This window comes from Histophilus somni (genome assembly GCF_014202395.1).
Lineage (GTDB): Bacteria > Pseudomonadota > Gammaproteobacteria > Enterobacterales > Pasteurellaceae > Histophilus > Histophilus somni.
Genome location: NZ_JACHGQ010000002.1, coordinates 122,457 through 142,855, shown reverse-complemented (window position 1 = coordinate 142,855; position 20,399 = coordinate 122,457). Strand labels below are relative to the sequence as shown.

33 protein-coding genes and 1 riboswitch are annotated in these 20,399 nt (G+C 39.1%); of the genes, 30 read left to right on the top strand and 3 right to left on the bottom strand.

Annotated features, from left to right (window positions below; translation table 11 throughout):
• The first annotated feature begins 1 nt into the window (after position 1).
• The 28 genes from rplC (at position 2) to rplQ (ending at position 16,163) form a co-directional block, all read left to right on the top strand.
• Entirely contained in the window at positions 2-628 is a 627-nt protein-coding gene (gene rplC, locus HNR69_RS01955) for a 50S ribosomal protein L3 (protein ID WP_011608217.1), read from the top strand.
• 15 nt (positions 629-643) lie between these two features.
• Positions 644-1,246, top strand: a complete 603-nt coding sequence (gene rplD, locus HNR69_RS01950) for a 50S ribosomal protein L4 (protein ID WP_075293566.1) — start codon at positions 644-646, stop codon at positions 1,244-1,246.
• Positions 1,243-1,548, top strand: a complete 306-nt coding sequence (rplW, locus tag HNR69_RS01945) for a 50S ribosomal protein L23 (RefSeq protein ID WP_011608219.1) — start codon at positions 1,243-1,245, stop codon at positions 1,546-1,548. The genes rplD and rplW overlap by 4 nt, the downstream gene beginning before the upstream one ends.
• 20 nt (positions 1,549-1,568) lie before the next feature.
• Positions 1,569-2,390, top strand: coding sequence for a 50S ribosomal protein L2 (gene rplB, locus HNR69_RS01940; RefSeq protein WP_012341028.1), 822 nt, complete (start codon positions 1,569-1,571; stop codon positions 2,388-2,390).
• A 26-nt stretch (positions 2,391-2,416) separates the two neighbouring features.
• On the top strand, positions 2,417-2,692 hold the full coding sequence (gene rpsS, locus HNR69_RS01935; protein WP_005539416.1) for a 30S ribosomal protein S19: 276 nt from the start codon (positions 2,417-2,419) through the stop codon (positions 2,690-2,692).
• A 10-nt stretch (positions 2,693-2,702) separates the two neighbouring features.
• Positions 2,703-3,035: a 50S ribosomal protein L22 gene (rplV, locus tag HNR69_RS01930; protein ID WP_009500761.1), complete on the top strand. Its 333-nt coding sequence runs from the start codon at positions 2,703-2,705 to the stop codon at positions 3,033-3,035.
• Positions 3,036-3,051: 16 nt separating this feature from the next.
• Positions 3,052-3,759 (top strand): 30S ribosomal protein S3, encoded by a 708-nt coding sequence (gene rpsC / locus HNR69_RS01925; RefSeq protein ID WP_011608221.1) that lies wholly within the window; start codon positions 3,052-3,054, stop codon positions 3,757-3,759.
• A gap of 13 nt (positions 3,760-3,772) precedes the next feature.
• On the top strand, positions 3,773-4,183 hold the full coding sequence (rplP, locus tag HNR69_RS01920) for a 50S ribosomal protein L16 (protein WP_011608222.1): 411 nt from the start codon (positions 3,773-3,775) through the stop codon (positions 4,181-4,183).
• Entirely contained in the window at positions 4,183-4,374 is a 192-nt protein-coding gene (gene rpmC / locus HNR69_RS01915; protein ID WP_011608223.1) for a 50S ribosomal protein L29, read from the top strand. The genes rplP and rpmC overlap by 1 nt, the downstream gene beginning before the upstream one ends.
• Positions 4,374-4,628: a 30S ribosomal protein S17 gene (rpsQ, locus tag HNR69_RS01910; RefSeq protein WP_011608224.1), complete on the top strand. Its 255-nt coding sequence runs from the start codon at positions 4,374-4,376 to the stop codon at positions 4,626-4,628. The genes rpmC and rpsQ overlap by 1 nt, the downstream gene beginning before the upstream one ends.
• Positions 4,629-4,824: 196 nt before the next feature.
• Positions 4,825-7,431 (top strand): TonB-dependent receptor, encoded by a 2,607-nt coding sequence (locus HNR69_RS01905; protein ID WP_075293565.1) that lies wholly within the window; start codon positions 4,825-4,827, stop codon positions 7,429-7,431.
• Positions 7,432-7,627: 196 nt separating this feature from the next.
• Positions 7,628-7,999 (top strand): 50S ribosomal protein L14, encoded by a 372-nt coding sequence (gene rplN, locus HNR69_RS01900; protein ID WP_005711998.1) that lies wholly within the window; start codon positions 7,628-7,630, stop codon positions 7,997-7,999.
• Between the two features lie 12 nt (positions 8,000-8,011).
• Positions 8,012-8,323, top strand: a complete 312-nt coding sequence (gene rplX, locus HNR69_RS01895; protein ID WP_011608226.1) for a 50S ribosomal protein L24 — start codon at positions 8,012-8,014, stop codon at positions 8,321-8,323.
• Between the two features lie 17 nt (positions 8,324-8,340).
• The gene (rplE, locus tag HNR69_RS01890) at positions 8,341-8,880 is read left to right on the top strand and encodes a 50S ribosomal protein L5 (RefSeq protein ID WP_011608227.1); all 540 of its coding nucleotides are present in this window, start codon (positions 8,341-8,343) and stop codon (positions 8,878-8,880) included.
• Between the two features lie 11 nt (positions 8,881-8,891).
• Entirely contained in the window at positions 8,892-9,197 is a 306-nt protein-coding gene (gene rpsN, locus HNR69_RS01885; protein WP_011608228.1) for a 30S ribosomal protein S14, read from the top strand.
• 36 nt (positions 9,198-9,233) lie between these two features.
• Positions 9,234-9,626 (top strand): 30S ribosomal protein S8, encoded by a 393-nt coding sequence (rpsH, locus tag HNR69_RS01880; protein ID WP_011608229.1) that lies wholly within the window; start codon positions 9,234-9,236, stop codon positions 9,624-9,626.
• Between the two features lie 16 nt (positions 9,627-9,642).
• Complete coding sequence (rplF, locus tag HNR69_RS01875; RefSeq protein ID WP_075293564.1) at positions 9,643-10,176, top strand: 50S ribosomal protein L6; 534 nt, start codon at positions 9,643-9,645, stop codon at positions 10,174-10,176.
• Between the two features lie 13 nt (positions 10,177-10,189).
• Positions 10,190-10,543 (top strand): 50S ribosomal protein L18, encoded by a 354-nt coding sequence (rplR, locus tag HNR69_RS01870; RefSeq protein WP_011608231.1) that lies wholly within the window; start codon positions 10,190-10,192, stop codon positions 10,541-10,543.
• A gap of 15 nt (positions 10,544-10,558) precedes the next feature.
• Positions 10,559-11,059, top strand: coding sequence for a 30S ribosomal protein S5 (gene rpsE / locus HNR69_RS01865; RefSeq protein ID WP_011608232.1), 501 nt, complete (start codon positions 10,559-10,561; stop codon positions 11,057-11,059).
• Positions 11,060-11,065: 6 nt separating this feature from the next.
• Positions 11,066-11,245 carry a 50S ribosomal protein L30 gene (gene rpmD / locus HNR69_RS01860; RefSeq protein WP_041604457.1) on the top strand — a complete coding sequence of 60 codons (180 nt, stop codon included), beginning with the start codon at positions 11,066-11,068 and terminating at the stop codon, positions 11,243-11,245.
• A gap of 4 nt (positions 11,246-11,249) precedes the next feature.
• Positions 11,250-11,684 (top strand): 50S ribosomal protein L15, encoded by a 435-nt coding sequence (rplO, locus tag HNR69_RS01855; RefSeq protein ID WP_011608234.1) that lies wholly within the window; start codon positions 11,250-11,252, stop codon positions 11,682-11,684.
• Between the two features lie 7 nt (positions 11,685-11,691).
• The gene (secY, locus tag HNR69_RS01850; RefSeq protein WP_075293563.1) at positions 11,692-13,017 is read left to right on the top strand and encodes a preprotein translocase subunit SecY; all 1,326 of its coding nucleotides are present in this window, start codon (positions 11,692-11,694) and stop codon (positions 13,015-13,017) included.
• A 27-nt stretch (positions 13,018-13,044) separates the two neighbouring features.
• Positions 13,045-13,158, top strand: a complete 114-nt coding sequence (gene rpmJ, locus HNR69_RS01845) for a 50S ribosomal protein L36 (protein WP_005625868.1) — start codon at positions 13,045-13,047, stop codon at positions 13,156-13,158.
• A gap of 143 nt (positions 13,159-13,301) precedes the next feature.
• The gene (gene rpsM / locus HNR69_RS01840; RefSeq protein ID WP_012341034.1) at positions 13,302-13,658 is read left to right on the top strand and encodes a 30S ribosomal protein S13; all 357 of its coding nucleotides are present in this window, start codon (positions 13,302-13,304) and stop codon (positions 13,656-13,658) included.
• Between the two features lie 15 nt (positions 13,659-13,673).
• Positions 13,674-14,063 carry a 30S ribosomal protein S11 gene (rpsK, locus tag HNR69_RS01835; RefSeq protein ID WP_005701868.1) on the top strand — a complete coding sequence of 130 codons (390 nt, stop codon included), beginning with the start codon at positions 13,674-13,676 and terminating at the stop codon, positions 14,061-14,063.
• 29 nt (positions 14,064-14,092) lie between these two features.
• Positions 14,093-14,713, top strand: a complete 621-nt coding sequence (gene rpsD, locus HNR69_RS01830; protein WP_012341035.1) for a 30S ribosomal protein S4 — start codon at positions 14,093-14,095, stop codon at positions 14,711-14,713.
• Between the two features lie 32 nt (positions 14,714-14,745).
• Positions 14,746-15,735 carry a DNA-directed RNA polymerase subunit alpha gene (locus tag HNR69_RS01825; protein ID WP_011608239.1) on the top strand — a complete coding sequence of 330 codons (990 nt, stop codon included), beginning with the start codon at positions 14,746-14,748 and terminating at the stop codon, positions 15,733-15,735.
• A gap of 41 nt (positions 15,736-15,776) precedes the next feature.
• Positions 15,777-16,163 carry a 50S ribosomal protein L17 gene (gene rplQ / locus HNR69_RS01820; RefSeq protein WP_011608240.1) on the top strand — a complete coding sequence of 129 codons (387 nt, stop codon included), beginning with the start codon at positions 15,777-15,779 and terminating at the stop codon, positions 16,161-16,163.
• 70 nt (positions 16,164-16,233) lie between these two features.
• Here rplQ and HNR69_RS01815 read toward each other — a convergent pair whose 3' ends face one another.
• The 3 genes from HNR69_RS01815 to ubiK all read right to left on the bottom strand — a co-directional run bounded on the left by HNR69_RS01815 (position 16,234) and on the right by ubiK (position 18,515).
• Entirely contained in the window at positions 16,234-16,920 is a 687-nt protein-coding gene (locus HNR69_RS01815; protein ID WP_011608241.1) for a metallophosphoesterase family protein, read from the bottom strand.
• Between the two features lie 4 nt (positions 16,921-16,924).
• Positions 16,925-18,202, bottom strand: coding sequence for a multifunctional transcriptional regulator/nicotinamide-nucleotide adenylyltransferase/ribosylnicotinamide kinase NadR (nadR, locus tag HNR69_RS01810; protein WP_075290604.1), 1,278 nt, complete (start codon positions 18,200-18,202; stop codon positions 16,925-16,927).
• A gap of 73 nt (positions 18,203-18,275) precedes the next feature.
• Entirely contained in the window at positions 18,276-18,515 is a 240-nt protein-coding gene (ubiK, locus tag HNR69_RS01805; RefSeq protein WP_075290602.1) for a ubiquinone biosynthesis accessory factor UbiK, read from the bottom strand.
• Between the two features lie 94 nt (positions 18,516-18,609).
• Positions 18,610-18,754: riboswitch (FMN riboswitch) on the top strand.
• Between the two features lie 108 nt (positions 18,755-18,862).
• Between ubiK and ribB the strand changes: the two genes are divergently transcribed.
• Both ribB and recO read left to right on the top strand, forming a co-directional pair.
• Positions 18,863-19,507: a 3,4-dihydroxy-2-butanone-4-phosphate synthase gene (ribB, locus tag HNR69_RS01800; RefSeq protein WP_012341040.1), complete on the top strand. Its 645-nt coding sequence runs from the start codon at positions 18,863-18,865 to the stop codon at positions 19,505-19,507.
• A gap of 170 nt (positions 19,508-19,677) precedes the next feature.
• The gene (gene recO / locus HNR69_RS01795) at positions 19,678-20,391 is read left to right on the top strand and encodes a DNA repair protein RecO (protein ID WP_041603920.1); all 714 of its coding nucleotides are present in this window, start codon (positions 19,678-19,680) and stop codon (positions 20,389-20,391) included.
• The last annotated feature ends 8 nt before the right edge of the window (positions 20,392-20,399 follow it).

The following is a 20,399-nucleotide window of genomic DNA, read 5'->3' as shown; positions in this document are numbered from 1 at the left end:
AATGATTGGTTTAGTCGGTCGTAAAGTTGGTATGACTCGTATCTTCAATGAAGATGGGGTGTCAATTCCAGTTACCGTAATCGAAATTGAAGCCAACCGTGTGACTCAAGTTAAAACTCTTGAAAACGATGGCTATACTGCAGTTCAGGTTACTACTGGTTTTAAAAAAGCAAGTCGTGTAACCAAGCCTGAAGCAGGTCATTTCGTGAAAGCAGGTGTTGAAGCTGGTCGCGGTTTATGGGAATTTCGTACTGAGGGTGAAGAATTCACTTTAGGTCAAGAAATCAATGTTGACATCTTTACAGATGTTAAAAAAGTAGATGTTACTGGGACATCAAAAGGTAAAGGTTTCCAAGGTGGTGTTAAACGTTGGAATTTCCGTACTCAAGATGCAACTCATGGTAACTCTTTATCACATCGTGTGCTTGGTTCTATTGGTCAAAACCAAACTCCAGGTCGTGTGTTTAAAGGTAAAAAAATGGCTGGACATTTAGGTGCTGAACGCGTTACTGTTCAATCACTTGAAATTGTTCGTGTTGATGTTGAACGTAAATTATTATTAGTGAAAGGGTCTGTACCTGGTGCAACTAATAGTGATGTTATCGTTAAACCAGCAGTTAAAGCATAAGTCTAGGAGATAGAGATGGAATTACAAGTTGTAGGTGCAAACGCACTCACTGTTTCTGAAACTACCTTCGGACGTGAGTTTAACGAAGCGTTAATCCACCAAGTGGTTGTTGCTTATGCAGCAGGTGCTCGTCAGGGTTCTCGTGCACAAAAAACGCGTGCTGAAGTGTCTGGTTCAGGTAAAAAGCCTTGGCGTCAAAAAGGTACTGGTCGTGCTCGTTCAGGTGACATTAAATCGCCAATTTGGCGTTCAGGTGGTGTGACCTTTGCAGCTAAACCACAAGATCATAGCCAAAAAGTAAACAAGAAAATGTATCGTGGCGCAATCAAAAGTATTCTTTCTGAATTAGTTCGTCAAGATCGTTTAGTGGTTGTTGAAAAATTTGAGATCGATGTACCAAAAACTAAGGTTTTAGTACAAAAATTAAAAGATATGGCGTTAACTGACGCGCTTATCATCACTGCAAGTTTAGATGAGAATCTATTCTTAGCGGCACGTAACTTATATAAAGTTGATGTTCGTGATGTGCAAGCTATTGATCCGGTTAGCTTAATCGCATTCGATAAAGTTGTTGTAACTGTAGAAGCGGTAAAACAAATTGAGGAGATGTTCGCATGATTCAACAAGAACGTTTGTTAAAAGTGTTGAGAGCCCCTCACGTATCAGAAAAAGCAACAAATAATACTGAAAAATCAAATACAATTGTTTTCAAAGTTGCTTTAGATGCAAATAAAGTCGAAATTGCAAATGCTGTTGAGCAATTGTTTGAAGTGAAAGTAGACTCAGTTCGTACAGTGGTTGTTAAAGGTAAAACTAAACGTCGCGGTGCTAAAATGGGTCAGCGTAGTGACTGGAAAAAGGCTTATGTTACTCTTCAAGAAGGTCAATCGCTTGACTTCGTTGAAGGTGCAGCTGAGTAATTTCGGAGGAGAAAAAATAAATGGCTATCGTTAAATGTAAGCCGACCTCCGCTGGTCGTCGTCACGTTGTTAAAATCGTAAACCCTGAATTACATAAGGGCAAGCCTTACGCACCGTTATTAGGTACCAAATCTAAAACTGGCGGTCGTAATAATTTAGGACGTATCACTACTCGTCATATTGGTGGTGGTCATAAACAACATTACCGTGTAATCGATTTCAAACGTAACAAGTTAGATATCCCAGCGGTTGTTGAGCGTCTTGAATATGATCCGAATCGTTCTGCAAACATTGCTTTGGTGCTTTACAAAGATGGCGAACGTCGCTATATTTTGGCACCTAAAGGTTTATCCGCAGGCGATCAAATCCAATCAGGTATTAATGCACCAATTAAAATTGGTAACTCGTTACCGATGCGTAATATTCCGGTTGGTTCAACAGTACATAACGTTGAGTTAAAACCAGGCAAAGGCGGACAAATTGCTCGTTCTGCTGGTGCTTATGTACAAATTATCGCTCGTGAAGGTAATTATGTGACTTTACGTCTTCGTTCAGGCGAGATGCGTAAAGTATTATCTGAATGTGTAGCTACTATTGGCGAAGTTGGTAATTCAGAGCATATGCTTCGCGTACTTGGTAAAGCTGGTGCTAACCGTTGGAGAGGTGTTCGTCCAACAGTTCGTGGTACAGCAATGAACCCAGTAGATCACCCTCATGGTGGTGGTGAAGGTCGTAACTTCGGTAAGCATCCTGTTACACCTTGGGGTGTTCAAACCAAAGGTAAGAAAACTCGTCACAACAAACGTACCGATAAATATATCGTACGTCGTCGTGGCAAATAATATTAATTAAATTAAGAGGATATGCCATGCCACGTTCTCTCAAGAAGGGTCCTTTCCTTGACCTACACTTGTTGAAGAAGGTAGAGAAGGCGGTGGAAAGCGGGGATAAAAAACCAATTAAAACTTGGTCCCGTCGTTCAATGATCATTCCTTCAATGATCGGATTGACCATCGCAGTCCATAATGGTCGTCAGCACGTTCCTGTTTATGTTTCTGATGAAATGATCGGTCATAAATTAGGTGAATTTGCACCGACTCGTACATACCGCGGTCACGCTGCGGATAAGAAAGCTAAGAAGTAAGGGGTAAGAGATGGAAACTATTGCTAAACATCGTTACGCTCGCACTTCAGCGCAAAAAGCTCGCTTAGTTGCGGACTTAGTCCGTGGTAAGAAAGTTGCACAAGCCTTAGAAATTCTCACTTTCACTAACAAAAAAGCGGCAGCTTTGGTGAAAAAGGTGCTTGAATCTGCAATTGCTAATGCAGAGCATAATGATGGTGCAGATATTGACGATCTTAAAGTTGCGAAGATTTTTGTTGATGAAGGTCCAAGCATGAAACGTGTTATGCCACGTGCTAAAGGTCGTGCAGATCGTATTTTAAAACGTACAAGCCACATTACAGTGGTTGTGTCAGATCGATAATAGTAGAGGAATAACAATGGGTCAAAAAGTACATCCACATGGTATTCGCCTAGGTATTGTTAAGCCTTGGAACTCTACTTGGTTTGCGAATACACAAGATTTCGCTGATAATTTAGACGGTGATTTCAAAGTACGTCAATTCTTGAATAAAGAATTAGCGAATGCTTCAGTTTCACGCATTACTATTGAGCGTCCGGCGAAAAGCATCCGTGTAACAATTCACACAGCTCGTCCAGGTATCGTAATTGGTAAAAAAGGCGAAGATGTTGAAAAATTACGTAACGCAGTAGCTGCTATTGCAGGCGTTCCGGCTCAAATCAACATTGCTGAAGTGAAAAAACCTGAATTAGATGCAAAATTAGTTGCAGGTAGTATTGCTTCACAACTTGAACGTCGAGTAATGTTCCGTCGTGCTATGAAAAAAGCAGTACAAAACGCAATGCGTTTAGGTGCTAAAGGCATCAAAGTTGAAGTAAGTGGTCGTCTAGGTGGCGCAGAAATTGCACGTTCTGAATGGTATCGCGAAGGTCGTGTACCACTACATACATTACGTGCGGACATCGATTATAACACCTCAGAAGCTCATACTACATACGGCGTAATTGGCGTTAAAGTATGGATCTTCAAAGGTGAAATTCTTGGTGGAATGGCTGCAATTGCACAACAACCGGAACAACAACCAGCCACGCCTAAAAAGGCTCCACGTGGTAAAGGTCGTAAGTAAGGAGATTTGCTAAATGTTGCAACCAAAACGTACAAAATTTCGTAAAGTCCACAAAGGTCGTAACCGTGGTATTGCTGCTGGTACAGAAGTTAGTTTCGGTACCTTTGGTTTAAAAGCAGTTGGTCGTGGTCGTTTGACAGCACGTCAAATTGAAGCTGCACGCCGAGCGATGACTCGTGCGGTTAAACGTCAAGGTAAAATCTGGATTCGTGTATTCCCAGATAAACCAATTACTGAAAAACCATTAGAAGTCCGTATGGGTAAAGGTAAAGGTAACGTTGAGTACTGGGTAGCTTTAATCCAGCCGGGTAAAGTAATGTATGAAATGGATGGTGTATCTGAAGAAGTTGCTCGTCATGCGTTTGCATTGGCAGCTGCAAAACTTCCAATTAAGACAACATTCGTAACTAAAACGGTGATGTAATGAAAGCTCAAGAACTACGTACAAAAACTGTTGAAGAGCTGAATGCTGAATTGGTTAACTTGTTAGGTGAGCAATTCAAATTGCGTATGCAAGCAGCCACCGGTCAGCTTCAACAAACCCATCAGTTAAAACAAGTGCGTCGCAGTATTGCACAAGTAAAAACTGTATTAACCGAAAAGGCGGGCGCATAATGACTGATAAAATTCGTACAGTACAGGGTAAAGTGATTAGTGACAAAATGGATAAGTCATTTGTGGTTGCTATCGAACGTACAGTTAAACATCCTATTTATGGTAAGTTTATCCGTCGCACTACTAAACTGCACGTACATGATGAACATAACGAAGCAAAATTGGGTGATGTAGTTGAAGTTAGAGGGTGTCGTCCACTCTCCAAAACTAAATCGCACACTTTAGTTCGTGTTGTTGAGAAAGCACAGGCTTAATTGACAACGTATATAAGTAAGAACCTAGCAGAAATGCTAGGTTTTTGGTTTTTTTGATTTATAGAAATTTTTAAAATTTTACTGCTGATAAGCACGATATTTAATATAAATTATAACTATATTTTAAAAATGATTATTGTTTTTTAGTTTTGTAAGAAAATCTGATTCTAACCTTAAAATTATTTAAGGATAAAAAATGAAACTATATAAATTTAGAAAAGAATTATTTGTATTGACTCTTTTAGTCTCCGGCAACAGTATCTCAGCAGAGATCATTGCGGAATTAGATGAAGTTGTCGTATCTGATAGTAGCAGTGTAGCTGATTTTCAATCACTCGCTTTCCAAGGTGGTCGTAAAGCTAGTGATGTATTTATTGAGGGTAAAGAGTTTAAAACACGTTCTGCCACCTTAGGTAATGCTTTAGCCGGAGAATTGGGCGTGCATTCTAACCCCTTTGGAGGCGGAGCAAGTGCTCCTGTGATTAGAGGGCAAGAAGGGGTGCGTATTAAGCTTTTGCAAAATGGGTCGGATATTGTCGATATGTCCAATATTTCGCCTGACCATGCTGTAGTCGCTGATACACTTTTAGCACAGCAGGTCGAATTGGTGCGAGGGACATCTACCTTAATGTATGGTATGGCATCACCTGCTGGTGTAGTGAATATTGTCGATAACCGTATTCCGACTTCTCGTCCTGAGAAAGGGTATGAGGGAGAGATCGTTTCACGTTTTGATACAGCGAGTAAAGAAAAAGTCTTGACCGCAGGGGTTACCTTAGCAGCAGGCGATAATTTCCTGATTCGTGCCGAGGGGCTGACACGCAAATCAGAGAATTACCATGTGCCAGAGGTATTTATTGGTCAAAAATTAAACTACCTACCGGATAGTCATCATAAATCAAAAGTAGGAACGCTAGGCACAACTTGGATAGGCGATAAAGGCTATTTAGGCGCCTCCGTAAGTTATCGTAAAGACCGTTACGGTATTCCTGGGCATAATCATGCGTTTGATTATTGTTCAGGGCATTTGTTTGATACAGATAATTTGAAAGCCATTACAGGGGGGGATGGTGAGGCACCTTATCTTAATGCTTACCCACATTTGATGACAGATGCTGATATGATTTCTTCTCTACATTTCCATTGTGGTGCGGATATCCAAGGGCATAAGCATAGCCATGAAAGTATTTATGGACATGATCATGATATTAGTGAAGCAGGTCCTGTTGTGGATATGCGTTCTAAGCGTTATGATGTAAGAGGAGAGTGGAAATCACCTATTCCAGGGATTAGCAAAGTAAAACTCTCGCTTGCTTATGCAGACTATTATCACGATGAAAAGCATGATGGCAAGGCACATATTGATAAGAATGATTCGCAGGGCATAAAAGATAGAAAGAAATATACGGCTGCCATTATGTCAGGAAAACCAGAAGCTTTTTATGCTAATCGTGGATTTAATAGCCGTTTAGAGATTTATCATCAACCTACAGAGCATTTTAATGGTGTAGTAGGGATGCAGTATCAAACACAAAAAACTAAAGTGCAGCGTTTAGCGCCTAGTTTAAATAATAATGGACAAGATTTAAGTGGTGAGAGAAAAGAGTCTGAACGTAATCCATTGGTACCGCACACGAATAAGCAATTCAGTGTATTTGCATTAGAGCAATTTACTTGGCGTAATTTTATTGTTGAAGTGGGGGCAAGATGGGAGAAACAACGCATTCCAATCAAATATGATCCGCATAAATTACGTCTTGATAAAGCTGCAGGTTCTAAAGTTCGTCTACCAGATTTATCTCCTTATACTGAAAATGCTTTGTCATATTCAGGTACTCTAATGTGGGATTTTCATCCGGCTTATCGACTGTCTATCACTGGCTCGCATAATGAAAGAATTCCATCACCAATGGAGCTGTATTATCATGGTAAACATCTTGCAACAAATTCCTTTCAATATGGCAATAAGGATTTAAAGAAAGAGCGGTCAAATAATGTAGAAATCGGTCTGATGCGTATTTCCGACAAATGGGATTTTAAAGTCAGTGCTTATTACCAACGCTTTAAGAATTATATCCACAATGAGAATTTGTATCGCGAGGGCAACTTATTTATGCGTCGCTATAACCAATCTCAGGCAAGGTTCTATGGTTTTGAGGGCGAAATCGGTTATCAGATAACGCCTAATCATAGAATTACGTTCTTTGGCGATTATGTCAATGGTAAACTCTTTGGTTTTAAAAAATTCTATGGTAATCCGAAGTTTAAAAGGGTATGTGAACTTGAGAATGATAGAAAAAATAATCTCGAGAAATGTGTTGAGAACGAAGAATGGGGGGAGGAATGGAGCTATCATAAAATTGGAGAGCAAACTATCGAACGTCCCAACCGCAATGCAGCCCGTGTTCCCCCTATGCGCTTGGGATTTCGTCTAAAGAGCCAGTTTAACGATAATTGGTCCGGTTCATTGGAATATACGAGAATGTTTGCACAAAAACGCATATCCATTAATACCGTGATCAAAGAGATTGATCGTGAGGAAGCAGAGAAGCGAAGAGAAAATGCGAAAGGGCTTGGGTATGACGGTCATTATACAGAACTTGTCCCTGAAGATGTTACCCAAGGCTATCACTTACTGAATCTTTCTCTCAATTATTCACGTAAAATAGATGGAGTAGAATATAGTGCGACATTAAGTGCGAATAATTTGTTGAATCAAAAAATCTATATTCATAACTCCTATTTGCCTTATGTACCGCAAATGGGCAGAAATTTTATTTTGAATGTCGGGGTAACATTCTAGTTGTTCGTGAGGATATCAAAGAGCGGTTGTTTTTTGCAAAATAACCGCAGTATGTTTTCTTTAACGAAACCTGTTATCTTTTTCCAAAAGTTACTTGATAAGTGCGGTGCTATTGTGCTAAACTCTGCGACCTGTTTACCATAGGGTAGATGGGTTCGTCCCGAAAGGGTGTTTTTTATTTTAACGGAGCACTAATATGATCCAAGAACAGACTATGCTGGATGTTGCTGATAATTCAGGGGCTCGTAGCGTAATGTGTATCAAGGTTCTAGGTGGATCGCACCGTCGTTACGCTGCTATCGGTGATATCATCAAAGTTACTGTGAAAGAAGCAATTCCACGCGGTAAAGTTAAAAAAGGTGATGTGTTAAAAGCAGTTGTTGTGCGCACCAAGAAGGGTGTTCGTCGCCCAGATGGTGCAGTTATTCGTTTCGATGGTAATGCTTGTGTGATTTTGAACAATAACACTGAGCAACCAATCGGTACTCGTATTTTTGGACCGGTGACTCGTGAACTTCGTTCTGAGAAGTTTATGAAAATCATCTCTTTAGCTCCAGAAGTACTATAAGGAGAAAATGTAATGGCTGCAAAAATCCGTCAAAACGATGAAGTAATTGTTCTTGCAGGTAAAGACAAGGGCAAACGTGGTAAGGTAACTAAAGTGTTACCAAACGGTAAAGTTTTTGTTGAGGGTGTTAATATTATCACTAAGCACGAAAAACCAGTTCCTGCTTTAGGTAAAGCTGGTGGGTTAGTGAAAAAGGAAGCGGCAATTGATGTATCAAACGTTGCAATCTTTAATCCGACAACAAATAAAGCTGACCGTGTAGGTTTTAGAATTGAAGATGGTAAGAAAGTACGCTTCTTCAAATCTAATAATGAAATTATTTAAATAACTGGAGTAATGTGATGGCGAAACTGCATGATTACTACAGAGATACGGTAGTCAATGAATTAAAAGCAAAATTCAACTACTCATCTGTCATGCAAGTCCCACGAATCGAAAAGATTACCCTGAATATGGGAGTGGGTGAAGCATTGACCGACAAAAAGTTGCTAGATAACGCAGTAGCGGATTTAGCAGCAATCAGTGGTCAAAAACCTTTAGTAACTAAGGCTCGCAAATCTGTTGCAGGCTTTAAAATCCGTCAAGGGTATCCAATCGGTTGTAAAGTAACCCTACGTGGTGAACGTATGTGGGAATTCTTTGAAAGATTGATTACTATCGCTGTTCCACGTATCCGTGACTTCCGTGGTTTAAACACCAAGTCATTTGATGGTCGTGGTAATTACAGCATGGGTGTTCGTGAACAAATCATTTTCCCTGAAATCGACTACGATAAAGTAGATCGTGTGCGTGGTTTAGATATTACTATTACCACAACAGCGAAAAGTGATGAAGAAGGTCAAGCGTTATTAGCGGCTTTCAATTTTCCATTCCGTAAATAAGGTAGGTTATCGTGGCAAAACAATCAATGATCGCACGCGATGTAAAACGTGCTAAATTAGCTGATAAATTCTACGAAAAACGTGAAGAACTAAAGAAAGTCATTTCTGATGTAAATACATCTGATGAAGAACGTTGGGCTGCAGTGTTGAAGTTACAAACGCTTCCACGTGATTCTAGTCCAGTTCGTCAGCGTAATCGTTGCCGTCAAACTGGTCGTCCTCACGGAGTTCTTCGTAAGTTTGGTTTAAGCCGTATTAAGGTTCGTGAAGCTGCTATGCGTGGCGAAATACCAGGTCTTAAGAAAGCAAGTTGGTAATTTACCACTTTATTTTGGAATCGGAGTAAAAGCACAATGAGTATGCAAGATCCAATCGCAGATATGTTGACTCGTATTCGTAACGGTCAAGCTGCGAATAAAGTTGCGATTAGTATGCCTTCATCCAAGCTAAAAGTGGCTATTGCCAATGTATTAGCGGAAGAAGGTTATATTGCTAACGTTAAAGTTTCGGAAGGCGTTAAGCCTGAATTGGAAATTACATTAAAATATTTCCAAGGAAAACCGGTTGTAGAAAGTATTCAGCGCGTAAGCCGTCCTGGCCTTCGTATTTACAAACGTAAAAACGAATTGCCAAAAGTGATGGGCGGATTGGGTGTTGCTGTTGTATCTACATCTAAAGGTATTATGACTGACCGTAAAGCTCGTCAAGCGGGCTTGGGCGGTGAGATAATCTGTTACGTAGCTTAAGAAGAGAGGTAGGAAAATGTCTCGTGTTGCAAAAGCACCTGTTAGTATTCCTGCCGGCGTTGAGGTAAAACTTGACGGTCAGCTACTAACAGTAAAAGGTAAAAATGGTGAGTTATCTCGCACCATTCATAACTCAGTTGAAGTTAAACAAGATAATAATCAATTAACATTCTCTCCTCGTGTAGGTATTGCTAATGCTGATGCACAATCAGGCACAGCACGTGCATTGGTCAATGCGATGGTTATCGGTGTTAATGAAGGTTTTACTAAAAAGTTACAGTTGGTGGGTGTTGGTTATAGAGCACAAATGAAAGGCAATGTACTTGTGCTAAGTTTAGGCTTTTCACATCCTATTGACCATGTGTTACCAGCTGGTGTAACTGCTGAATGTCCATCACAAACAGAAATTGTTCTGAAGAGTGCTGACAAGCAATTGATTGGTCAGGTTGCAGCTGATATTCGCGCTTATCGCCGTCCTGAGCCTTACAAAGGTAAAGGGGTACGTTATGCTGATGAAGTTGTACGTATGAAAGAGGCCAAGAAGAAATAATTAAGGTAACACTATGGATAAGAAATCAGCTCGTATCCGTCGTGCAGCTCGTGCACGTCATATGATGAGAGAGCAAGGTGTAATTCGTTTAGTTATTCACCGCACTTCGCGTCATATTTATGCACAAGTTATTGCACCAAACGGTTCAGAAGTGCTTGCTACTGCCTCTACAGTTGAGAAAGCAATTAGTGAGCAAGTTAAATATACTGGAAATAAAGATGCAGCGGCAGTGGTTGGTAAAATTGTTGCTGAGCGTGCATTAGAAAAAGGTATCAAAAGTGTTGCTTTTGATCGTTCCGGTTTTAAGTATCATGGTCGTGTCCAGTCTTTAGCGGATGCTGCCCGTGAAGCTGGTCTACAGTTCTAATAGAGGTAATTTTAGATGGCAAGCATCGAAAAACAAACTGGTGAACTGCAAGAGAAGCTAATCGCGGTAAACCGTGTATCAAAAACTGTAAAAGGTGGTCGTATTATGAGCTTTACTGCTTTGACAGTAGTAGGTGATGGTAACGGTCGAGTAGGTTTTGGTTATGGTAAAGCGCGCGAAGTTCCGGCAGCTATCCAAAAAGCGATGGAAAAAGCACGTCGCAATATGATTACTGTGGCTTTAAATGAAGGCACATTACAGCATCCAATTAAAGGTTCTCACACTGGTTCTCGCGTATTTATGCAACCAGCAAGTGAAGGTACGGGTATCATCGCTGGTGGTGCTATGCGTGCTGTATTGGAGGTTGCGGGTGTTCGTAACGTTCTTTCTAAAGCATATGGTTCAACCAACCCAATTAACGTTGTTCGTGCAACTATTGATGCATTAGCAAATATGAAATCACCAGAAATGGTTGCTGCCAAACGTGGCAAAACCGTTGATGAAATCTTGGGGTAATTGATGATGGCAAAAACTATTAAAGTAACACAAGTTCGTAGTTCTATTGCTCGTTTACCAAAACACAAAGCTACTTTACGTGGGCTAGGTCTTCGCCGTATTAATCATACTGTTGAGTTAATTGATACTCCGGCTATACGTGGTATGATTAACCAAGTTTCATATATGGTCAAAGTGGAGGAGTAAGAGAATGCGTTTAAATACTCTATCTCCGGCTGAAGGTGCTAAGCACAATGCGAAACGCCTAGGTCGTGGTATTGGTTCTGGTTTAGGTAAAACAAGTGGTCGTGGTCATAAGGGTCAGAAAGCTCGTACTGGTGGCGGTGTTCGTCGTGGGTTCGAGGGTGGTCAAATGCCTTTGTATCGTCGATTACCGAAATTTGGTTTTACTTCAATGAAATCAGCTGTAACAGCAGAAGTTCGTTTGAACGACTTAGCCAAAGTAGAAGGTAATATTATTACTTTAGATACATTAAAAGCAGCGAATGTTTTAACAAAGGATATCCGGTTTGCGAAAGTAATCCTTGCTGGTGAAGTTAAAACTGCGGTAACCATTCGTGGTTTAGGTGTAACTAAAGGTGCAAAAGTAGCTATTGAAGCTGCTGGCGGTTCAATTGAGGAATAATTAACAAATGGCTAAGCAACCAGGTTATCAAAATAGAAGTACTCAAAGCGGTACTAGTGAACTAAAAAGCAGATTATTATTTGTGCTAGGTGCACTGATTGTTTTCCGCATTGGTTCTTTCATTCCGGTTCCTGGTATTGATGCGGCCGTGCTGGCTCAATTACTTGAACAACAAAAAGGCACTATCATTGATATGTTCAATATGTTCTCTGGTGGTGCGTTGAGTCGTGCGTCAATTTTTGCATTAGGTATCATGCCTTATATTTCAGCATCGATTATTATTCAATTATTGACCACGGTTCATCCTGCTTTAGCAGAGTTGAAGAAAGAGGGAGATGCGGGAAGACGTAAAATTAGTAAGTATACACGTTATTCTACTCTCGCATTAGCAACTATTCAGGCAATCGGTATTTCTACTGGTCTACCTAATATGCTACCTGGGTTAGTTCCTAATTTAGGTTTTAGTTTCTACTTTACAGCGGTAATTAGTCTTGTAACAGGGACTATGTTTCTAATGTGGTTAGGTGAACAAATTACGGAGCGTGGAATAGGTAATGGCATTTCTTTAATTATTTTTGCAGGTATTGTTGCAGGGTTGCCTTCAGCAATTGGTCAAACTATTGAGCAAGCTCGTCAAGGGCAAATGCATCTATTAGTTCTTTTATTGATCGCAGTAATTGTTTTTGCGGTGACCTATTTTGTTGTTTTCTTTGAAAGAGGGCAAAGAAGAATTAAAGTCGAGTATGCAAAACGTCAACAAGGTCGTCAGATAGTAGGTGGTCATTCAACTCATCTACCATTAAAAGTAAATATGGCGGGAGTTATTCCGGCAATTTTTGCTTCAAGTATTATTCTTTTTCCTGCCACGTTAACATCTTGGTTTGGACAAGGTTCTAATTTGGAATGGTTAACTGAATTATCGCTATTATTACATCCAGGACAGCCTTTATATCTGATTGTTTATGCTGTGGCTATTATATTTTTTAGTTTCTTTTATACCGCAATGCAATATAATCCGCGTGATACAGCAGATAATTTGAAAAAGTCTGGCGCATTTATACCCGGAATTAGACCAGGTGAACAAACATCGCGTTATATTGATAAAATTATGACTCGCCTTACATTAATTGGCGGATTATATATTACGTTTGTATGTTTAGTTCCTTATATTATGACATCAGCTTGGAATGTTCAGTTTTATTTTGGTGGAACGTCTTTGTTGATTGTTGTAGTTGTAATTATGGATTTCATCGTACAGATTCAAAGTCATTTAATGTCAACCAAATATGAATCTGCGTTGAAAAAAGCAAACCTTAAAGGTTTTGGACAATAAATGTCCATATAGTAAAAAGGATAAGTAATGAAAGTTCGTGCTTCAGTCAAGAAAATGTGTCGTAACTGTAAAATTGTTAAACGTGAAGGTGTTGTTCGTGTATTATGTAGCGACCCTAAGCATAAACAGCGTCAAGGTTAATTGATATTTTTCTTGCAAAGAACCAGCTGGGTATATATAATACTCAGCTCATTTATGTCCTTGATATGCTGTTTGAGTATCCTGAAACGGGCTTTTCAAGATCAGTATATCAAATTTAATCAATAAAATAATAGGAGTGCATAGTGGCCCGTATTGCAGGCATTAACATTCCTGATCAAAAACATACTGTAATCGCTTTAACTGCAATTTACGGTATCGGTAAGACTCGAGCTAAGGCAATTTGTGCAGCTGCGGGTATTGCTGAAGATGTAAAGATCAGAGAATTGTCTGAAGAGCAGATTGATAAACTGCGTGACGAAGTTGGTAAATTTACCGTTGAAGGTGACTTACGTCGTGAAGTAACACTTAACATTAAACGCCTATTAGATTTAGGTTGCTATCGTGGTTTACGTCATCGCCGTGGTTTACCAGTACGTGGTCAACGTACTAAAACTAATGCGCGTACCCGCAAGGGTCCACGTAAGCCGATCAAAAAATAGTCGGGGTAAGGTTAAATGGCTAAAACACCAGTTCGTGCACGTAAACGTGTAAAAAAACAAGTTGTAGATGGCGTTGCTCATATTCACGCATCTTTCAATAATACAATCGTTACAATTACTGACCGTCAAGGGAATGCTCTAGCATGGGCAACTGCAGGTGGTTCAGGTTTCCGTGGTTCTCGTAAATCTACCCCGTTTGCTGCACAAGTTGCGGCAGAACGTTGTGCCGAAGTTGTAAAAGAATTCGGTTTAAAGAACTTGGAAGTTATGGTTAAGGGGCCGGGTCCTGGTCGTGAATCAACAATCCGTGCTTTAAATGCAGCGGGATTTCGTATCACGAATATTACAGATGTGACTCCGATTCCACATAACGGTTGTCGTCCACCGAAGAAACGTCGTGTTTAATGACGTCATAGGATAGTTGGAGAAAGAAAATGGCAAGATATTTGGGTCCTAAGCTCAAGCTAAGCCGCCGTGAAGGCACTGACTTATTCCTTAAGTCTGGTGTGCGTGCTATTGATACAAAATGTAAAATTGATACAGCACCTGGTCAGCATGGTGCTCGTAAACCGCGTTTGTCAGATTATGGTAGTCAATTACGTGAAAAGCAAAAAGTTCGCCGTATTTACGGTATTTTAGAACGTCAATTCCGTAACTATTATAAAGAAGCAAACCGCTTAAAAGGTAATACTGGGGAGAATTTACTGGTATTATTGGAAGGACGATTGGATAACGTTGTTTATCGCATGGGCTTTGCTGCAACTCGTGCTGAGGCTCGTCAATTAGTGAGTCATAAAGCGATTGTTGTAAATGGTCGTGTAGTTAATATCCCATCTTTCCAAGTTTCAGTTAATGATGTTGTTGCTGTTCGTGAAAAATCTAAAAAGCAAGCACGTATTAAAGCATCATTAGAATTAGCAGAGCAGAGAGAAAAACCAACTTGGTTGGAAGTCGAAGCAGCTAAAATGGAAGGTGTGTTCAAACGTGTTCCTGAGCGTTCTGATTTATCAGCAGACATTAACGAACATCTGATCGTAGAGCTTTACTCTAAATAATAGTTAAGGCTTTGTAGCAAAGAGAGGATAAAATGCAGGGTTCTGTTACAGAATTTTTAAAGCCACGTTTAGTTGATATTGAGCAAATTAGTTCTACTCATGCTAAAGTGATCTTAGAACCGTTAGAGCGTGGCTTTGGTCATACTCTAGGTAATGCATTGCGTCGAATTCTTCTATCTTCTATGCCGGGCTATGCAGTTACCGAGGTGGAAATAGATGGCGTATTGCATGAATATAGTAGTAAGGAAGGTGTTCAGGAGGATATTATTGAGGTACTTCTGAACTTAAAAGGTCTAGCGGTTAAAGTACAGAATAAGGATAATGTTTTTCTGACACTAAGCAAATCTGGAATTGGCCCTGTTGTTGCAGCTGACATTACTCATGATGGTGATGTTGAAATCGTAAATCCTGATCATGTTATCTGCCACTTAACAGACGAAAATGCGTCTATTAATATGCGTATTCGTGTACAGCGTGGTAGAGGGTATGTGCCGGCATCATCTAGAGTTCATTCTTTAGATGAAGAACGTCCGATTGGTCGTTTGTTAGTTGATGCTTGTTATAGTCCAGTTGATCGTATTGCTTATAATGTACAAGCAGCACGTGTTGAACAACGAACTGACTTAGATAAGTTGGTCATTGAACTGGAAACAAATGGCACAATCGAGCCAGAGGAAGCGATCCGTCGTGCTGCAACGATTTTAGCAGAGCAACTAGATGCCTTTGTTGATTTGCGAGATGTTCGTCAACCAGAAGTTAAGGAAGAAAAACCGGAGTTTGATCCGATTTTATTGCGTCCTGTTGATGACTTAGAGTTGACAGTTCGTTCTGCTAACTGTTTGAAAGCAGAAACAATTCATTATATCGGTGATTTGGTACAGCGTACTGAAGTTGAGTTACTGAAAACACCTAATTTAGGTAAAAAATCTCTTACAGAGATTAAAGATGTGCTTGTTTCACGCGGTCTATCACTTGGTATGCGCCTCGAAAATTGGCCACCAGCAAGTATTGCTGAAGACTAGTTTGGTCATAGGTTAAAGATTTTTCTGAGAAGGATAAGGTCATGCGTCATCGTAAGAGTGGACGTCAACTAAATCGTAATAGTAGCCATCGTCAGGCACTATTCCGTAATTTAGCTAGTGCATTGGTTAGTCACGAAATTATCAAAACTACCTTGCCTAAAGCAAAAGAATTACGTCGTGTAGTTGAACCGTTAATTACATTAGCGAAAGTAGATAGTGTTGCAAACCGCCGTTTAGCTTTTGCTCGTACACGCAACATCGAGACAGTTGCGAAATTATTTAATGAATTAGGTCCACGTTTTGCACAACGTGCGGGTGGTTATACTCGTATTTTGAAATGTGGTTTCCGTGCTGGTGATAATGCTCCAATGGCGTACATTGAGTTAGTTGATCGTCCAGCCTTGGCTGAAGAAGCTAAAACAGAGTAATTTATAACTCATTTAAAAAGCCCACAGTAAAATGTGGGCTTTTTTGTACTAATCATATTTATTTTCTATTCTATTCCCTATCATCAATTCCTATCAATAAAAAATTTCCGTTTATATTACATAAACTTCTGAATCCAACATTGGTAATTTTAAAAGGATTTTTATTTGGACGTTTTGTGTAGTCAAAGCTCTCATGGTGATGACCGTGAAAAATATGCTTTACTTGCATTGATGTGGCTAAATTATTAATAACAGAAAATCCTAAAGGATGAGGTTTTGGTGCCTCATGACATATTAGTATGTCTGCTTTTTGTTTTTCTAATGCTTCAATATCAGAAGGAAAGATTGAAGTTCTATGACGCAATGGAATACCTCCTCGCCAAATTTTTTCCGGAGGAGCGTATTGGCAATAATGGATATGATCAAAAAAGAGCGGTTTATTTGGTGGCATCCAAATTTGTCCACGAAACACGCCTCCTAATCCGGCAATTTTTATTCCTTGAATGTCGACAACTTTACCGTGTAAATTACGTGATTTCCATTTTGTACCCCATAAGGCCTCATATGCTGAAACTGTTTTGCTATCATGATTTCCATGGATAAACCAAAGATCACAAAACTGTGCCAGTTTATCCAGTTCATCAGAAGTAGTTAATTGTAAATCACCTAAAATAATAAGAGATACATTTGCATGTTCTTGAATAAAAGGGTAAAGATGGGAATAACTTCCATGTGGATCACCAGCAAATAAAATCATAATATTATTCCTTAAAAATTGAAGGTGTGATTGTTTCCACGGCTAAGTCCAAAATTTCTTCGTTGAGTACTTTCTCAACAATATTTTTCACTTGATTATAACGTTCCAAGTAACTGGGTGAGTCAATTTCAATATAAGGTACACTATGCTTATCTAATAATTTTTTTAAGAGTTGTTGGAAGCGTTGACGTTGTTTAGCATTTCCTAAGCTACGCAAGCCATCATCTACCCATTGGGTATTATTATTTAATAAAATGGTCACATCAAAGGGATATTCTTTGATCATGGAGTCTAAGAAAGGGTGTGCTTTTCCTTCATACTGAATACAAAATGCCTGAGTTGTAATAAAGTCTGTATCTACAATTGCAACTTTGTGTGCATGCCTGAGGGCATAATCAATATAACGCTGATGACCTAATGCTATTTGTGGATAATCAGAATATTGCATAGCTTGTTCATTACCCCCCAGTTTTTCAAAAACAAACTCACGTCCATATTCCCAAGCTGATGTAGTATTAAATACTGTAGCCAGTTTATTAACAAGTGTTGTTTTACCGCTACTTTCTCCACCTAAAATAGCAATTGTTTTTGCAAAAAATGGGCGAACTTCTTTAGGAATGAATTTCCAATAGTGAAATGGATTGTTACGAATTTTTGTTGCAGAAATATTAAGGAATCGGCGTTTTGGATCAACTAATTCGACTTGTAAATTTAAATATTTTTCATAAGGTACTTTATCTTGGATTTCACTGCTAAAAACCACGCTAGGATTAACGTTTTTTTCCTTGAATAGACGTTTTACTTGTTCAGCCCATGCAGACCAGCCATTGGGATAACTTGGTAGACCATCTTCAATAAGATGATGAATAACAATTTTATTTTTCTGATATTTAAAAATCTGTTGCATCCAACGTAAGCGATCCTGTACAGTTGGCATTCGTTTCATTTTACTGTCATAAAATAGTTTTAAATCTCGTTCTGTATCGCTACATACAACCACATGAAGCTCATCTACTTTGCTAAATGCTTCATAAATCATATTAATATGACCGGTATGAACGGGATAAAATTTGCCGAAAATAACGCCTATTTTTTTGTTATCTTGTTCAGTGATCTGTAGTGCTTTATGCAATGCTGAAAGTTTTGTAGCACTTGGATTTTTAATTTTTCCACTCACTAATTGGTTAAAATAAGCACGAGTGATATTGGCTTGTGTACAAAGCTCATTAACCTTCAGATTTAATTGCTTACGTTTTTGTTGCAGATAGCTGAAACTCGACATTATTTTCTCCTTTTCTATTTAGGGAATATTTAATGAGTAGCATAAAAAGTGTGGTAATCACTTAGTAAGTTTTTTATTTTTCTTGTAATTGTTCTAAACGTTTCTCTAGTTCAATCAGCTTTTCACGAGTTCTTATTAAAACTTGTGTTTGTACATCAAATTCTTCTCTTGTCACTATATCTAGTTTAGATAATTGAGATTGTAAGACTTGTTTTAGTTTCATTTCGGCATCTTGCCCTAAGTCTTTTACACCTTGAGGGAGAGAATCTTGAATTTGTTGCATAATTTGTTCTATTTTTTTAGGATTTAGCATAATAAGCTCCATTTTGATATAAATTGCCCCATTGTATGCAATCTTATTCAAAATAAAAACATTTTTTCTTATTAAACGTTAAGATATACTATACATGCATTCTCAGGGCAGGGTGAAACTCCCTACCGGTGGTAAATATTTCGATATAAGCCCACGAGCGCTTACTTATCTTAGTAAGGTCAGCAGATTTGGTGAAAATCCAAAGCCGACAGTGATAGTCTGGATGAAAGAGAATAGAGCGAGGTATTATACTTATCGTTGTTGTTTTTCTATTTATCTGATAGAAAAAATCCTTTTATCATCAGCCCTGATTCTGGTATCTATTAATTTATTTAAAGGAGTTTACTATGAATCAGTCATTATTATCTCAGTTTGGTACATCTGAAGAACGAGTTAAACGTGCGATTGAAGCTTTCAAAAGAGGGAACGGAGTTCTTGTCCTTGATGACGAAGATCGGGAAAATGAGGGTGATCTTATTTTTCCGGCTGAAACAATCACAGTTGAACAGATGGCAAAATTAATTCGTTATGGGAGCGGAATTGTTTGCTTATGTATCACTGATGAACTTTGCCAACAGCTCGATTTGCCACCGATGGTACAAAATAACACAAGTATTAATCAAACAGCGTTTACTGTGAGTATTGAAGCGGCACAAGGTGTATCTACCGGCGTATCTGCACAAGATCGCGTAACGACTATTCAAGTCGCCATTGCTGATAATGCTAAGCCGCAAGACCTTAGCCGTCCGGGACATGTATTTCCATTAAGGGCTAAAAAGGGCGGTGTGTTAGCACGGCGGGGACATACTGAAGCCGCAGTTGATCTAGCTTCTTGGGCAGGTCATAAGCCTGCCGGGGTAATTTGTGAAATAACCAATGATGATGGGAGCATGGCAAGAACACTGGAGATCGTAGAATTTGGCAAAAAATTTAATTACCCAGTGGTAACAATTGAGGATCTTGTCCGCTATTCATCAAGCAAAGTTGTTTAGCTCGATAAATAAGAACATCATCAATTTTTTTTCGTTGTTGATGCTGTAATTAAATTGAAATTTCCCTGTTCCCAACAGTTTGGGTTTCTGTAAATAAAAATAAAATGAAGACTATGCAAGATGAAAAATCTGTTAAACTGTGTGCTATTTAAAATGGGTTAAAGGATAAAATTATTAGTAACTTAAAACGTGGGTTTGTCTTACATCGACGGGATTATAGTGAAACCAGTTTGTTGGTCGAGTTATTCACTGAAGAACACGGACGTTTAACAGTATTGGCGAAAGGGGCTCGTGCGAAACGATCGGCGTGGAAATCTTTGCTACAACCCTTTACACCTTTGTTACTTAATTGGTCAGGTCGTGGGGAATTAAAAATATTAATAAAAGCAGAGGCGATATCATTAACTTTACCGCTACAAACCACCGCACTTTATAGTGGATTTTATGTTAATGAATTAATTGCTCGTCTATTGGCTCCGGAAACCGCATATCCGGATCTTTTTCAATATTATTTGCAATGCTTAACTGCATTGGCAAGCTCACCGCAAGAAATCGAAAAAAGTTTACGCACTTTTGAATTTCAACTGTTGGAGGTTTTGGGTTATGCCGTGGATTTTTGTCATTGTGCTGGTTCGGGGAAACCGGTTGATGAAAAGATGACTTATCGCTATCGAGAAGAAAAAGGCTTTATTGCTTCTTTAATTAAGGATAACCTGACTTTTTATGGACGTGAATTATTAGCTTTTGAGCGTAGAGAATTCGTCGATAAGACCGTCTTGCAGGCGGCGAAACGTTTTAGCCGTATTGCTTTAAAATATTATTTGGGTAATAAACCTTTAAAAAGTCGTGAATTATTTACGCAGAATATTTTACATACAAAATAAGTTTTACT